The following is a 15,028-nucleotide window of genomic DNA, read 5'->3' on the forward strand; positions in this document are numbered from 1 at the left end:
GGGCCGCGCCGATGGCCGCTCGGGGCCCTTGGGGCCGCGATCCCAATCGAATGATAGAATTTCCTGTTTACCCGGCCCGGGTTCCTCCTTACACGATTCTGTCGTTATATATATGGATTCCTTTGCCAAGGAGACGCTTCCGGTATCGCTGGAAGAAGAGATGCGCCGCAGTTACCTCGATTACGCGATGAGCGTGATCGTCGGGCGGGCGCTACCGGATGTGCGGGACGGGCTCAAGCCCGTCCACCGGCGCGTGCTCTACGCGATGCACGAGCTCAACAACGACTGGAACCGCGCCTATAAGAAGTCCGCGCGTATCGTCGGGGACGTCATCGGTAAGTACCATCCCCACGGCGACCAGTCCGTCTACGACACCATCGTCCGCATGGCGCAGGATTTCTCCATGCGCTACATGCTGGTCGACGGTCAGGGCAACTTCGGTTCCATCGACGGCGACAACGCCGCGGCGATGCGTTACACCGAAATCCGCCTGGCCAAGATCGCCCACGAGCTGCTGGCGGACATCGACCAGGAAACGGTCGACTTCGGTCCCAACTACGATGGCAGCGAGCAGGAACCCCTGCTGCTGCCCTCGCGCCTGCCGAACCTGCTGGTCAACGGCAGCTCGGGCATCGCCGTCGGCATGGCCACCAACATTCCGCCCCACAACCTCCAGGAAGTGGTCGACGGTTGCCTTTACTGCCTGCGCAATCCGGCGTGCTCGGTCGATGAACTCATGGAGATCATCCCGGCGCCGGACTTCCCCACGGGCGGCGTCATCTATGGCATGTCCGGGGTGCGCGAAGGCTACCGCACCGGCCGCGGCCGCGTCATCATGCGCGCCAAGACCCACTTCGAGGACATGGAGAAGGGCAACCGCCAGGCCATCGTGGTCGACGCGATCCCTTACCAGGTCAACAAGAAGACGCTGCAGGAACGCATCGCCGAGCTGGTCAACGACAAGAAGATCGAAGGCATCTCCGACATCCGCGACGAGTCCGACAAGGACGGCATGCGCCTGGTGATCGAGCTCAAGCGCGGCGAAGTGCCCGAGGTGGTGCTGAACAACCTCTACAAGAACACGCAACTGCAGGACACCTTCGGGATGAACCTGGTGGCGCTGGTCGACGGCCAGCCCCGCCTGCTCAACCTGAAGCAGATGATCGACTACTTCCTGCAGCATCGCCGCGAAGTGGTCACCCGCCGCACCGTGTTCCAGTTGCGCAAGGCCCGCGAGCGCGGCCACGTGCTGGAAGGCCTGGCCGTGGCGCTGGCCAACATCGACGACTTCATCGCCATCATCAAGGCCGCCCCGACGCCTCCCGTCGCGCGCCAGGAACTGATGGCCAAGTCCTGGGATTCCTCGCTGGTGCGCGAAATGCTGTCGCGCGCCGACGGCGACACGCCGGGCGGCCGCGCGGCCTTCCGTCCGGACGACCTGGGCGCCGAGTTCGGCCTGCAGGGCGACGGCTTGTACCGCCTGAGCGACACCCAGGCCCAGGAAATCCTGAACATGCGCCTGCAGCGCCTGACCGGCCTGGAGCAGGACAAGATCGTCGGCGAATACAAGGACGTCATGTCCGCCATCGCCGACCTGCTGGACATCCTGGCCCGTCCCGAGCGCATCACCACCATCATCGGCGAAGAGCTGCAGGCCATCAAGGCCGAGTTCTCCACCGGCGCCAAGGACACGCGCCGTTCGGAAATCGAGCTGAACGCGACCGAACTCGACACCGAAGACCTGATCACGCCCACCGACATGGTCGTGACGCTGTCGCACGGCGGCTACATCAAGAGCCAGCCGCTGTCCGAGTACCGCTCGCAGAAGCGCGGAGGCCGCGGCAAGCAGGCCACGGCGATGAAGGAAAACGACTGGATCGACCAGTTGTTCATCGCCAACACCCATGACTTCCTGCTGTGCTTCTCGAACCGCGGCCGGGTCTACTGGCTCAAGGTCTGGGAAGTCCCGCAAGGCACGCGCAACTCGCGCGGCAAGCCGATCGTCAACATGTTCCCGCTGGCCGAAGGCGAGAAGATCACGGTGGTGCTGCCGGTCAAGGAATTCAGCGAAGACCACTACGTCTTCATGGCGACCTCGCGCGGCACGGTCAAGAAGACCCCGCTGTCCGACTTCTCCAACCCGCGCAAGGCCGGCATCATCGCGGTCGACCTGGACGATGGCGACTACCTGATCGGCGCCGATCTCACTGACGGCAAGCACGACGTCATGCTGTTCTCGGACGCCGGCAAGGCCGTGCGCTTCGACGAGAACGACGTGCGCCCGATGGGCCGCAATGCCCGCGGCGTGCGCGGCATGATGCTCGAGGACACGCAGAACGTGATTGCGCTGCTGGTGGCCGGGGATGAAACGCAGAGCGTGCTGACGGCCACCGAAAACGGCTACGGCAAGCGCACCCCGATCACCGAATACACGCGCCACGGCCGTGGCACCAAGGGCATGATCGCCATCCAGACCAGCTCGCGCAACGGCAAGGTGGTCGGCGCCGTGCTGGTGATGCCTTCGGATGAAATCATGCTGATCACCACCGGCGGCGTGCTGGTGCGTACCCGGGTCGCGGAAATCCGCGAAATGGGCCGCGCCACGCAGGGCGTCACCCTCATCAACGTCGACGACGGCAGCTCGCTGTCCGGCGTGCGCCGCGTGGTCGAGAGCGACGCGGACGATGACAGCGAAGACCTGGACGATGGCCAGGAAGAGGGCAACGGCGACGCCGCTGCAACGGATTCGACGGAACCTACGGAGCAATAATGGCCCGCCCCTGGAACTTCTCGGCAGGCCCCTCGGCCTTGCCCGAGGTGGTGCTGCAGCAAGCCGCTGCGGAAATGCTGGACTGGCACGGCAGTGGCATGTCCGTGATGGAAATGAGCCATCGCGGCAAGCACTTCGTGCAGATCTGCGACGAAGCGGAAAGCGACCTGCGCGATCTGCTCGGCCTGTCTCCCGACTACGCGGTGATGTTCATGCAGGGCGGAGGTTCCGGGGAGAACGCCATCGTTCCCATGAATCTCATGGGACGGCGCGGCACGCCGGCGGCCGACTTCGTCGTGACCGGCCACTGGTCGTCGCGTTCCCACAAGGAAGCCGGCCGCTACGGTGACGCGCAGGTCGCGGCCACCAGCGGTCAGGCGATACAGTTGGACGGCCGCGAGCAGGCGCCGTTCACCTGGGTGCCGCCGGTCGACACCTGGAAGGTGCGCAAGGATTCAGCGTACCTGCACCTGTGCAGCAACGAAACCATCGGCGGCGTCGAGTTCCTGGATTGGCCCGACACGGCCGCGCTCGGCGCGCCCGACGTGCCGCTGGTGATCGACGCTTCCTCGCATTTCCTGTCGCGTCCGATGGACGTCAGCCGCTGCGGCATGATGTACGCCGGCGCCCAGAAGAACGCCGGCCCGGCCGGCGTGACCATGGCCATCTGCCGCCGCGACCTGATCGGCCACGCGCTGCCGATCTGCCCGTCGGCGTTCGACTACGCCAACGTGGCCGCCGAGCATTCGCGCTACAACACGCCGCCGACCTTCGCGATCTACATCGCCGGGCTGGTGTTCAAGTGGGTCAAGGCCAATGGCGGCGTGGCCGGCATGGAAGCGGCCAACAAGGCCAAGGCCGAACTGCTGTACGGCTACCTTGATAGCACCAGCTTCTATCGCAATCCGATCCACGCCCCCGTGCGCTCGCGCATGAACGTGCCGTTCGTGCTGCGCGACGAATCGCTCAACGACGCCTTCCTGCAAGGCGCCGACGCGGCCGGCCTGACCCAGCTCAAGGGCCACAAGAGCGTGGGCGGCATGCGCGCCTCGATCTACAACGCCGTGCCGCTGGCCGCCGTGGCCGCGCTGGTCGAGTACCTGAAGGAATTCGAGCGCCGCTATGGATGACGATCTGCAGCGCAAGCTGCGCCCCTTGCGCGACCGCATCGACGCGCTCGATGCGCAAATCCTGGATTTGCTGTCGCAGCGCGCCCGCGCCGCGCAGGAGGTGGGCGAGGTCAAGCACGCCGCGCACGCCGACGGTCCGGTGCTGCGTCCCGAACGTGAAGCCGAAGTGATCCGGCGCCTGCAGCAACTCAATCCCGGTCCGTTTCCGGCGGCCGGCGTGGCCTCGGTCTGGACCGAGATCATTTCGGCCTGTCGCGGCCTGGAGCGCGGCATGACCGTCGCCTACCTCGGGCCGCAGGGCTCGTTTTCCGAGCAGGCCGCGCTGGAGCATTTTGGCCACGCCGTGCAGAAGCTTCCCTGCGTGTCGTTCGACGAAGTCTTCCGCGCCGTCGAGGCGGGGCAGGCCGACGTCGGCATGGTGCCGGTCGAGAACTCGACCGAGGGCGCGGTCAACCGCAGCCTGGACCTGCTGCTGAACACGCCGCTGCGCATCCTGGGCGAGCGTTCGCTGGTCATCCGCCATTGCCTGATGTCGCAGTCCGGCAACATGGACGGCATCAAGACAATTTCCGCGCATCCGCAGGCGCTGGCCCAGTGCCAGGGCTGGCTGACACGCAATTACCCGGACCTGGAACGCGTGGCCGCGGCCAGCAATTCCGAGGCCGCGCGCGTGGCCGCGTCCGACCCGACCATCGCCGCCATCGCCGGCGAGGTGGCGGCGCCGGCCTGGAACCTGCAGGTCGTCAGCGCCGGCATCCAGGACGATCCGCACAATCGCACGCGCTTCCTGGCCATCGGCAACATCGAGCCGCTGGTCAGCGGCAAGGACAAGACCAGCCTGATCCTGGCGGTGCCGAATCGCGCGGGCGCGGTCTACGAGATGCTGGCGCCGCTGGCGGCCAACGGCGTGTCGATGACGCGCTTCGAATCCCGCCCGGCCCGCACCGGCGAGTGGGAATACTATTTCTACGTCGATGTCCTGGGACATCGCAACGATCCGAATGTCGCGCTCGCCCTGGATACCCTGCGGGCGCAGGTTGCCTACCTGAAAGTGCTGGGTTCCTACCCGGCGCCGTGAGTCCTCCATGACCAACACTTCCAAGCCTCTCGCCGCTCCCGCGCACGTCAGCGCCATCGCGCCTTACCAGGCAGGCAAGCCCATCGAGGAACTGGCCCGCGAATTCGGGCTGGATCCGGCCGGGATCGTCAAGCTGGCCTCCAACGAGAACCCGCTGGGCATGCCGCAGTCGGCGCGCGCCGCCATGCTGGCCGCCGCCGAGTCGCTGGCGCGCTATCCGGACCCCAACGGCTTCGACCTGAAGGCCGCGCTGGCCGCGCGCTACGAAGTGCCGATGAACTGGATCACGCTGGGCAACGGCTCCAACGACATCCTGGAAATCGCCGCGCTGGCATTGCTGGAGCCGGGTACGTCGGCGGTCTACGCGCAGCATTCGTTCGCGGTCTATCGCCTGGCCACGCAGGCCCGCGGTGCGCGCCACATCGTGGTGCCGGCCAAGGACTACGGCCATGACCTGGACGCCATGTTCGACGCCATCGCCGACGACACGCGCCTCTTGTTCATCGCCAACCCCAACAACCCCACCGGCACCTTCGTGCCGGGCGAGCAGGTGGCCGCGTTCCTGGAGCGCGTCCACGCCGCCCACGGCGATCGCGTCACGGTGGTGCTGGACGAGGCCTATAACGAATACCTGGAACCGCAATTCCGGTTCGACAGCACCGCGCTGGTGCGCCGCTATCCCAACCTGATTGTCTCGCGCACCTTCTCCAAGGCCTACGGCCTGGCCGGCCTGCGCGTGGGCTTCGCGGTGGCGCAGCCGACCCTGACCGACCTGCTCAACCGCGTGCGCCAGCCGTTCAACGTCAACACGCTGGCGCAGGCCGCCGCCGTGGCTGCGCTGGGCGATGCCGCCTACCTGGAACAGGCGTACACGTCCAACAAGGCCGGCAAGGCGCAGTTGTGCGAAGCCTTCGACCGCCTCAAGCTGCGCTACGTGCCCAGCTACGGCAACTTCGTGCTGGTGCACGTGGGCGATGCGCCGCGCATCAATCTGGCGCTGCTCAAGCGCGGCGTGATCGTGCGCCCCGTGGCTGGCGACGGCCTGCCCGAGTGGCTGCGCGTGTCCATCGGCCTGCCGCAGGAAAACGCCCGCTTCATCGACGCGCTGACCGCCATCCTGTCCGAATGAACGGCGCTTCCTCCAAGCCGAATCAGGGGGCCGCTGGCCCCCTGATTCCTGTGTTGGCCGTCGTCGGCGTGGGCCTGATTGGCGGTTCCTTCGCCGCGGCCTTGCGCCGGGCGGGGCAGGTGGGACGGGTGCTGGGCGTGGGCCGCAATGCCGCGTCGCTGGCGCGCGCGGTGGAGCTGGGCCTGATCGACGAGGCTGTCAGCGCCGAAGAGGCCGCCGCCCGCGCCGACCTGGTGTTCCTGGCCACGCCCGTGGGCGGCCTGCAGGACATGCTGGCGCGCATGCTGCCGCATCTGCGTGACGCGACGCTGCTGACCGACGGCGGCAGCACCAAGGCCGAGGTGGTCGATGCCGCCCGCCTGGCGCTGGGCGCGCGCATCGGCCAGTTCGTGCCGGGCCATCCCATCGCCGGCGCCGAGCGCAGCGGCCCCGATGCCGCCGATGCCGGCCTGTACCAGGGGCGTTGCGTCATCCTGACGCCGCTGGCCGAGAATAGTGCCGCCGCCATCGCCCTGGTGCGCGATGCGTGGCGGGCCTGTGGCGCGCAAGTGATCGACATGGAGGCCGGCGCGCATGACCGGGTGCTGGCGTCGGTCAGCCACCTGCCGCACCTGCTGTCGTCGGTGTACATGGAACAGGTCGCCACCGCCGAGGACGCCGCCACGCGGCTGGCGCTGGCCGGCAGCGGCTTCCGCGACTTCACCCGCATCGCGGCGGGTTCGCCCGAGATGTGGCGCGATATCTTTCTATCCAACCGCGACGCCATGCTGGCGGAGCTGGCGGCCGTGCGCGCCGTGCTGGACCGCGCCGAGCGCGCGATCGATGGCGGCGACGGCGCGGCCTTGCTGGCATTGCTGGACACGGCGGCGCAGGCGCGCCGCAATTGGCGCAAGGAGTAATCGACATGGGCGCGTTGCCTTTCCTGGATCTGCCGCGCGTGCGGCGCGCGCAGGGCGTCATGGCCTTGCCCGGCTCCAAGAGCATTTCCAACCGCGTGTTGCTGCTGGCAGCCATCGCCGAGGGCGAGACCGCCATCACGGGGCTGCTGGATTCGGATGACACCCGCGTGATGCTGGCTGCCCTGCGGCAGTTGGGCGTGGCGGTGTCCGAGCTGGCCGAGGGCCGCGTCACCGTGCGCGGCGTGAGCCGCTTTCCGGTCGACAGCGCCGACCTGTTCATGGGCAACGCCGGCACCGCCATCCGGCCGCTGACGGCGGCCTTGGCGCTGATGGGCGGCGACTACCGCCTGTCCGGCGTGCCGCGCATGCACGAGCGTCCCATCGGCGACCTGGTCGATGCGCTCAAGGCGCTCGGCGCCCGCATCGACTACCTGGGGCAGCCTGGCTACCCGCCGCTGCATATCGGCCGCGGCGAGATCGCGACGCCGGCCGTGACGCAGGTGCAGGGTTCGGTCTCCAGCCAGTTCCTGACCGCCTTGCTGATGGCCGCGCCGCTGCAGGCCGGCCAGAGCGGCCAGCCGGTGGTGATAGAGGTGCTGGGCGAACTGATCTCCAAGCCCTACATCGAGATCACCCTGAACCTCATGGCGCGTTTCGGCGTGACCGTGCAGCGCGACGGCTGGAGCCGCTTCACCATCGCCGGCGGCGCCCGCTACCGCAGCCCGGGCCGGATCGCGGTCGAGGGCGATGCCTCCACCGCGTCGTATTTCCTGGCGCTGGGCGCCATCGGCGGCGGTCCGCTGCGGGTGACCGGCGTGGGCGCCGACAGCATCCAGGGCGACGTCAAATTCGCCGACACGCTGGCGGCCATGGGCGCCAGCGTGACCTACGGCGACGGCTGGATCGAAGTGACCGGCGTGCGCGTGGCCGAGGGCAGTCGCCTGAAGGCCTTTGACACCGATTTCAACCTGATTCCCGACGCCGCCATGACGGCCGCCGCGTTGGCGCTGTACGCCGATGGCCCCTGCCGCCTGCGCAACATCGGCAGTTGGCGCGTCAAGGAGACCGACCGCATCCACGCCATGCAGACCGAGCTGGAAAAGCTGGGCGCACGGGTGGAGTCGGGGCCGGATTGGCTGAGCGTGACGCCACCCGCTGAGGGGGGCTGGCGCGATGCGCACATTGGCACCTGGGACGACCACCGCATGGCGATGTGCTTTTCGCTGGCCGCGTTCGGCCCGGCGGCGGTGCGCATTCTGGATCCGGGTTGCGTCAGCAAGACGTTCCCGGGTTACTTTGATGTCTACGCCGGCCTGGTGTCGGCGTAGCGACCACGGGCTCCGGCCCATTTTCCCTACATGACTTCGACTGATCCGATCGTGACTTCCGCTGCTCCCGTCATCACCATCGACGGCCCGACCGCCTCGGGCAAGGGCACCGTCGCCCACCGCGTCGCCAAGGCGCTGGGCTGGGCGGTGCTCGACAGCGGCGCGCTCTACCGGCTGACCGCCCTGGCTGCGATCAACCGGGGCGTCGACGCGGCCGACGAGCCCGCCGTGGCTCGCGTGGCCGAGACGCTGGACGTGCGTTTCGACGGCCCTCATGTCTACCTGGAAGGCGCCGATGTCGGCCATGAGATCCGCCGCGAGGCTGTTGGCAATTTCGCTTCGCGCGTGGCCGCGTTCCCCGGCGTGCGGCAGGCACTGCTCGAGCGCCAGCGCGCCTTTCGCCTGCCTCCCGGGCTGGTGGCGGACGGCCGCGACATGGGCACGGTGGTGTTCCCTGATGCGTCCCTGAAGGTGTTCCTGGTGGCCGACGTGGTCGCACGGGCTGAGCGGCGGCGTAAGCAGTTGATCGAAAAGGGAATTTCTGCTAATCTAGACGACCTTTTGCGGGACATGCGTGAGCGGGATGCCCGCGACACGCAACGCGCCACGGCGCCGCTTGCTCCCGCAGCGGATGCACACGTGCTGGATTCGTCGAATCTGACGATTGCGGAAACCGTGCAGGCAATACTGGATCTCTGGCAGGCCCGCCCGACCGACTGATCGGGCAGCCCCCCGCCAATCGTTTTTTTTATCGGCCCTGTCCTGGCCAGGCGACACCCCCACGGGACACCCCGCAAGGGCAAACCGGCAGGCAGGTATTTTGACTCCACTGTGGCGGGCAATCCGCTGCGGTGTGTTTTTAACGGCCATTTCGGCCCAATGGATTTCAACCCCATGTCTTCCGTTTCCACTACCGCCACCGGCGGCGAAAGCTTCGCCGACCTTTTCGCCCAGAGCCTCAAGAGCCAGGACATGAAGTCCGGCGAGGTCATCAGCGCCGAAGTCGTGCGCGTCGACCACAACTTCGTCGTCGTCAACGCCGGCCTGAAGTCCGAAGCGCTGATCCCCCTGGAAGAGTTCCTGAATGACCAGGGCGAGCTCGAAGTGCAACCCGGCGATTTCGTCTCGGTGGCCATCGATTCCCTGGAAAACGGCTACGGCGACACCATCCTGTCGCGTGACCGCGCCAAGCGCCTGTCGGCCTGGCTGCAACTGGAAAAGGCCCTGGAAAACGGCGAGCTGGTCACCGGCACCATCACCGGCAAGGTCAAGGGCGGCCTGACCGTCATGACCAACGGCATCCGCGCGTTCCTGCCGGGTTCGCTGGTGGACCTGCGTCCGGTCAAGGACACCACCCCGTACGAAGGCAAGACCCTCGAATTCAAGGTCATCAAGCTCGACCGCAAGCGCAACAACGTCGTGCTGTCGCGTCGCCAGGTGCTGGAAGCCAGCATGGGCGAAGAGCGCCAGAAGCTGCTCGAAACCCTGCACGAAGGTGCGGTGGTCAAGGGCGTGGTCAAGAACATCACCGACTACGGCGCGTTCGTGGACCTGGGCGGCATCGACGGCCTGCTGCACATCACCGACATGGCCTGGCGCCGTGTGCGTCACCCGTCCGAAGTCCTGCAAGTGGGTCAGGAAGTCGAAGCCAAGGTCCTCAAGTTCGACCAGGAAAAGAGCCGCGTCTCGCTGGGCGTCAAGCAACTGGGCGAAGATCCGTGGGTGGGCCTGGCTCGCCGCTACCCGCAAGGCACCCGCCTGTTCGGCAAGGTCACCAACCTGACCGACTACGGCGCGTTCGTTGAAGTCGAAGCCGGCATCGAAGGCCTGGTGCACGTCTCCGAAATGGACTGGACCAACAAGAACGTCGATCCGCGCAAGGTCGTGACCCTGGGCGAAGAAGTCGAAGTCATGGTCCTGGAAATCGACGAAGACCGTCGTCGCATCTCGCTGGGCATGAAGCAGTGCCGCCAGAACCCGTGGGAAGAGTTCGCCACCAACTTCAAGCGTGGTGACAAGGTCCGCGGCGCCATCAAGTCGATCACCGACTTCGGCGTGTTCGTCGGCCTGCCCGGCGGCATCGATGGCCTGGTTCACCTGTCCGACCTGTCGTGGACGGAAACCGGCGAAGAAGCCGTGCGCAACTTCAAGAAGGGCGACGAGATCGAAGCCGTGGTCCTGGGCATCGATACCGACAAGGAACGCATCTCGCTGGGCATCAAGCAGCTGGAAGGCGACCCCTTCAACAACTTCGTTGCCACGTTCGACAAGGGCGCCGTGGTTCCGGGCACCATCAAGTCGGTCGAAGCCAAGGGCGCCGTCGTGACGTTGTCCGTGGACGTCGAAGGCTACCTGCGCGCTTCCGAGATCTCCTCGGGCCGCGTCGAAGATGCCACCACCGTGCTGACCGCCGGCGAGAACATCGAAGCCATGATCGTCAACATCGACCGCAAGACGCGTTCGATCCAACTGTCGATCAAGGCCCGCGACAACGCCGAAACCGCCGAAACGATCCAGCGCATGTCCGACGCCAGCGCTTCGTCCGGCACCACCAACCTCGGCGCGCTGCTGAAGGCCAAGCTGGACCAACAGCGCAACGACGGTTAATTCGTGACCAAGTCGGAGCTGATCGCCGCCTTGGCGGCCCGCTATCCTCAGCTGGCCGCCCGCGACACCGATTACGCGGTCAAGACCGTGCTCGATGCGATGACCCAGGCCCTGGCCTCGGGCCAACGCATCGAAATCCGCGGTTTTGGCAGCTTCTCGCTGTCGCAGCGGTCTCCCCGCATCGGCCGCAACCCGAAATCCGGCGAACAAGTGCTGGTGCCTGGTAAACAGGTGCCGCATTTCAAGGCGGGCAAGGAATTGCGCGAGCGGGTGGACTTGGTCGGCGGCAACGACGAGGACGCTCAATCCTCTGGATCGAGCGAACCGATGCCGTCCATGGCTGGCTTGCACGCCATGCATTGACGGCACGGCCAGCAGGCCGCCTTCGGGCGGATCGGACCGCGAGCAAAGCCCCTTGAGCAATCAAGGGGCTTTGTTTTTGGGCTTCCCGCCAGCAGGCTTGGCGACCATCGAAGGCGTGCCTTTGATGGTCGATACACGAGGTGTGGAGGTCGCTTACAATTGACCCTCTCGAATTCTTAGGAGCATGCGTCATGCGCTACCTTGTCTGGGCCCTGCGATTGCTCGTGTTCGTGGCGGTATTGATGTTCGCGTTGAAGAACACCGATCCCGTCGCCGTGAAGTTCTATGCCGATTACGTGGTGCAGGACGTGCCGCTGATCGTCGTCATGCTGGTGGTGTTCGTGGTCGGCGCCCTGTTCGGCCTGCTGCTGACCGTGCCCGCCGCCATGCGCCGCCGCCGCGAGGCCATCCGCCTGCGCCGCGAACTCGACCGCGTGCAGGCCGCCGTGGCCGGCACCACGCCGGCCGTGCCGCCGGAAGCCGTCGCCCCGATGTCGCCGCTGTGACGGCGCCGCGCCATCCGCAGGCCTTTCTTTTCCGCATTGAATCTACGCAAGAGCCCGCATAGTGGATTTTGAACCTTGGTGGTTGATATTCGTGCCGGTGTTGTTCGCGCTGGGCTGGTTGGCCGCGCGCTTCGACATCCGGCAGATGCTGCGGGAGACCCGCAGCCTGCCCGATTCGTATTTCCGGGGCCTGAACTTCCTGCTCAATGAGCAGCCCGACCGCGCCATCGACGCGTTCGTCGAGGTGGCCAAGCTCGATCCCGAGACGACCGAACTGCACTTCGCGCTGGGCAGCCTGTTCCGCCGCCGCGGTGAAATGGAGCGCGCCATCCGCGTGCACCAGAGCCTGCTGAACCGTTCCGACCTGCCCGCCGCCGAGCGCGAGCACGCCCAGCATGAACTGGCGCAGGATTTCCTCAAGGCCGGCATGCTCGACCGCGCCGAAAGCGGCTTCGAGCAGCTCAAGGACACCCGCTATGCCTTGCCGGCGCTGCGCTCGCTGATCCGCATCTACGAATCCGAGCACGACTGGCCGCGCGCCATCGAGGCCGTCAAGACGCTGCATGGCCTGGTCGACGAGCCGGTGCCGCAGATCGTGCATTACTACTGCGAGCAGGCCGCGACCGCACTGGCCGCCAAGCCGCCCAATGTCGATGCCGCGCACGCCGCCCTGGATGCCGCCGATCACGCCCTGTCGACCGCGGATGCCGGCATGTCGAGCAAGGGCGCCATGGTGCGCACCGCGATGCTGCGCGCGCGCCTGGCGCTGATCGAGCAGGATCCCAAGCGCGAGCGCCTGTACCTGGAGTCGGTCATGACCGACGCCCCCGAGTACGCCGGCCTGGTGGCCGAGCAGTTGCTGGCCAACTACCGCGCCGCGGGCCAGGCCGAGGCCGGGCTGGAGTTGCTGCAGCGCCAGTACGCCCGCCATGCCTCGCTCGACCTGTTCAATGTCGTGTTCCGCGAGCTGCGCGTGCAGCAAGGCTCGGCGCCGGCCTGGGCGTTCGCCCGCGGCGCGCTGCGCAGCCATCCCTCGCTGCTCGGCCTGGACCGGCTGCTGGAGGCCGAACTGGCCAACGCGGAAGGCGCCACCGAACAGGGCCCCGTGCCCGGGGCCGACCTCACGCTGCTGCGCAGCCTGATCCACAAGCATACGCAACGACTGGACCGCTACGCGTGCCGGAGCTGCGGTTTTCAAGCGCGCCGTTTCTACTGGCAATGTCCTGGCTGCAATGCCTGGGAAACCTACGCGCCGCGTCGTCTGGAAGAACTTGAATGAGCCAATTTCCCGCCGAATCCATTTCGCATAGCCGCGTGCTCGTGGTGGGCGATGTCATGCTGGACCGTTACTGGTTTGGCGAGGTGGAGCGTATTTCGCCCGAGGCGCCGGTGCCGGTGGTGCGCGTCGCGCGCCGCGAGGACCGCCTGGGCGGCGCCGCCAACGTGGCGCGCAACGTCGCCGCGCTGGGCGGCCATGTCACGCTGGTGGGCGTGCTGGGCGAGGACGAGGCCGGCGACAGCGTGCGCCGCCTGGCCGCCGAGGCCGGCATCCAGGCCGACCTGATCACCGACCTGAGCCTGCACACCACGCTGAAGATGCGCGTGCTGGGCCGCCAGCAGCAGTTGCTGCGCGTCGACTTCGAGCAGCATCCGGCGCAGGAAGCGCTCGACAGCATCGATGCCGCGCTGGCGCGCCACCTGGCCAACCACGACATCGTGGTGCTGTCGGATTACGCCAAGGGCGTGCTGACGCGGGTCGAGTCGCTGATCGCGCTGGCCCGCAGCGCCGGCATCCCGGTGCTGGTCGATCCCAAGGGCGATGACTATTCGCGCTATCGCGGCGCCACGCTGGTCACGCCCAACCGTTCCGAAATGCAGCAGGCCGTCGGCCGCTGGAATTCCGAATCCGAACTGACCGATCGGGCGCAACGCCTGCGCGCCGATCTGGACCTGGAAGCCTTGCTGGTGACGCGTTCCGAGCAGGGCATGACTTTGTTTACCGACACGGGCCGCGAGCACATCGACGCGCAGGCGCATGAGGTGTTCGATGTGTCCGGCGCGGGCGATACCGTGCTGGCGACGCTGGCCGTCTCGCGCGCCATCGGCCTGCCGTGGGCGGATGCCATGGGCTGGGCCAACCGGGCCGGCGGCATCGCCGTGGGCAAGCTGGGCACGTCCGTCGTCACCGCCGCCGAACTGGCAGGAGAACTCTCATGATCGTCGTTACCGGAGCCGCGGGCTTCATTGGCAGCAACCTGGTTCGCGGCCTCAATCGCCGTGGCATCGAAGACATCATCGCGGTCGATGACCTGACCGAGGGCGACAAGTTCGTCAATCTCGTGGACTGCAAGATCGCCGACTACCTGGACAAGGACGACTTTCGCCGCCGCGTCGCCGATGGCAGCCTGCCGCAGATCCGCGCCGTTCTGCATCAGGGCGCCTGCTCGGACACCACCGAGCGCAACGGCCGCTACATGCTCGACAACAACTACCGCGTCACGCTGGAATTGTTCGAATTCTGTCAGGCGCGCCGCATTCCTTTCCTGTATGCCTCGTCGGCCGCTGTCTACGGCGGTTCATCGATCTACGTGGAAGATCCGGCCAACGAAGGCCCGCTGAACGTCTACGGCTATTCCAAACTGCTGTTCGACCAAGTGCTGCGCAAGCGCATGGACTCCCTGACCGCCCAGGTTGTCGGCTTGCGCTACTTCAACGTCTACGGTCCGCACGAGCAGCACAAGGGCCGCATGGCCTCGGTGGCCTTCCACAACATGAACCAGTTCCTGGAACACGGCCACGTGCGCCTGTTCGCCGGCTGGGATGGCTATGTGGACGGCGGCCAGAGCCGCGACTTCATCTCGGTCGAGGACGTGGTGGCGGTCAATCTGCACTTCCTGGACCATCCGGAGCAGTCGGGCGTGTTCAATTGCGGCACGGGCCGGGCCCAGCCGTTCAACGACGTCGCCGCGGCGGTGGTGAATACGCTGCGCGCCGAACGCGGCGAGGCGCAGTTGACGCTGGCCCAGTTGGTCGAGCTGGACCTGATTCGTTACATCCCGTTCCCGGATGACCTCAAGGGCCGTTACCAGAGCTACACCCAGGCCGACGTCAGCCGCCTGCGCGCGGCGGGCTTTACCGCCCCCATGCGCGACGTGCAGACCGGCGTGGCCGAGTACGTGCGCTACTGGCGCGCGCGCAAGTAGGCCGATAACGGCCGC

13 protein-coding genes are annotated in these 15,028 nt (G+C 66.8%); all 13 read left to right on the plus strand.

Annotated features, from left to right (window positions below):
* Positions 1 to 112 precede the first annotated feature (112 nt).
* The 13 genes from gyrA to rfaD all read left to right on the plus strand — a co-directional run bounded on the left by gyrA (position 113) and on the right by rfaD (position 15,013).
* On the plus strand, positions 113 to 2,770 hold the full coding sequence (gyrA, locus tag AAID08_RS07250; protein WP_049072335.1) for a DNA gyrase subunit A: 2,658 nt from the start codon (positions 113 to 115) through the stop codon (positions 2,768 to 2,770).
* The gene (gene serC / locus AAID08_RS07255) at positions 2,770 to 3,900 is read left to right on the plus strand and encodes a 3-phosphoserine/phosphohydroxythreonine transaminase (protein ID WP_054501461.1); all 1,131 of its coding nucleotides are present in this window, start codon (positions 2,770 to 2,772) and stop codon (positions 3,898 to 3,900) included. The genes gyrA and serC overlap by 1 nt, the downstream gene beginning before the upstream one ends.
* Positions 3,893 to 4,978: a prephenate dehydratase gene (gene pheA / locus AAID08_RS07260; protein ID WP_054501460.1), complete on the plus strand. Its 1,086-nt coding sequence runs from the start codon at positions 3,893 to 3,895 to the stop codon at positions 4,976 to 4,978. The genes serC and pheA overlap by 8 nt, the downstream gene beginning before the upstream one ends.
* A gap of 7 nt (positions 4,979 to 4,985) precedes the next feature.
* Complete coding sequence (gene hisC / locus AAID08_RS07265) at positions 4,986 to 6,107, plus strand: histidinol-phosphate transaminase (RefSeq protein WP_054501459.1); 1,122 nt, start codon at positions 4,986 to 4,988, stop codon at positions 6,105 to 6,107.
* Positions 6,104 to 7,006: a prephenate dehydrogenase gene (locus tag AAID08_RS07270; protein ID WP_395757487.1), complete on the plus strand. Its 903-nt coding sequence runs from the start codon at positions 6,104 to 6,106 to the stop codon at positions 7,004 to 7,006. The genes hisC and AAID08_RS07270 overlap by 4 nt, the downstream gene beginning before the upstream one ends.
* A gap of 5 nt (positions 7,007 to 7,011) precedes the next feature.
* Entirely contained in the window at positions 7,012 to 8,334 is a 1,323-nt protein-coding gene (gene aroA, locus AAID08_RS07275) for a 3-phosphoshikimate 1-carboxyvinyltransferase (RefSeq protein WP_395757488.1), read from the plus strand.
* A gap of 30 nt (positions 8,335 to 8,364) precedes the next feature.
* Complete coding sequence (gene cmk, locus AAID08_RS07280; protein ID WP_054501456.1) at positions 8,365 to 9,054, plus strand: (d)CMP kinase; 690 nt, start codon at positions 8,365 to 8,367, stop codon at positions 9,052 to 9,054.
* Between the two features lie 174 nt (positions 9,055 to 9,228).
* Positions 9,229 to 10,941, plus strand: a complete 1,713-nt coding sequence (rpsA, locus tag AAID08_RS07285) for a 30S ribosomal protein S1 (RefSeq protein ID WP_026382780.1) — start codon at positions 9,229 to 9,231, stop codon at positions 10,939 to 10,941.
* Positions 10,942 to 10,944: 3 nt separating this feature from the next.
* Positions 10,945 to 11,304, plus strand: coding sequence for an integration host factor subunit beta (locus tag AAID08_RS07290; RefSeq protein WP_006388263.1), 360 nt, complete (start codon positions 10,945 to 10,947; stop codon positions 11,302 to 11,304).
* Positions 11,305 to 11,495: 191 nt separating this feature from the next.
* Positions 11,496 to 11,810 (plus strand): lipopolysaccharide assembly protein LapA domain-containing protein, encoded by a 315-nt coding sequence (locus AAID08_RS07295; RefSeq protein ID WP_049072347.1) that lies wholly within the window; start codon positions 11,496 to 11,498, stop codon positions 11,808 to 11,810.
* Between the two features lie 61 nt (positions 11,811 to 11,871).
* Positions 11,872 to 13,089 carry a lipopolysaccharide assembly protein LapB gene (gene lapB / locus AAID08_RS07300; protein WP_054501455.1) on the plus strand — a complete coding sequence of 406 codons (1,218 nt, stop codon included), beginning with the start codon at positions 11,872 to 11,874 and terminating at the stop codon, positions 13,087 to 13,089.
* On the plus strand, positions 13,086 to 14,027 hold the full coding sequence (gene rfaE1 / locus AAID08_RS07305) for a D-glycero-beta-D-manno-heptose-7-phosphate kinase (protein ID WP_054501454.1): 942 nt from the start codon (positions 13,086 to 13,088) through the stop codon (positions 14,025 to 14,027). The genes lapB and rfaE1 overlap by 4 nt, the downstream gene beginning before the upstream one ends.
* Positions 14,024 to 15,013, plus strand: coding sequence for an ADP-glyceromanno-heptose 6-epimerase (rfaD, locus tag AAID08_RS07310; RefSeq protein ID WP_116792628.1), 990 nt, complete (start codon positions 14,024 to 14,026; stop codon positions 15,011 to 15,013). The genes rfaE1 and rfaD overlap by 4 nt, the downstream gene beginning before the upstream one ends.
* Positions 15,014 to 15,028 lie beyond the last annotated feature (15 nt).

Source organism: Achromobacter sp. EB05 (genome assembly GCF_044232075.1).
GTDB lineage: Bacteria > Pseudomonadota > Gammaproteobacteria > Burkholderiales > Burkholderiaceae_B > Achromobacter > Achromobacter dolens.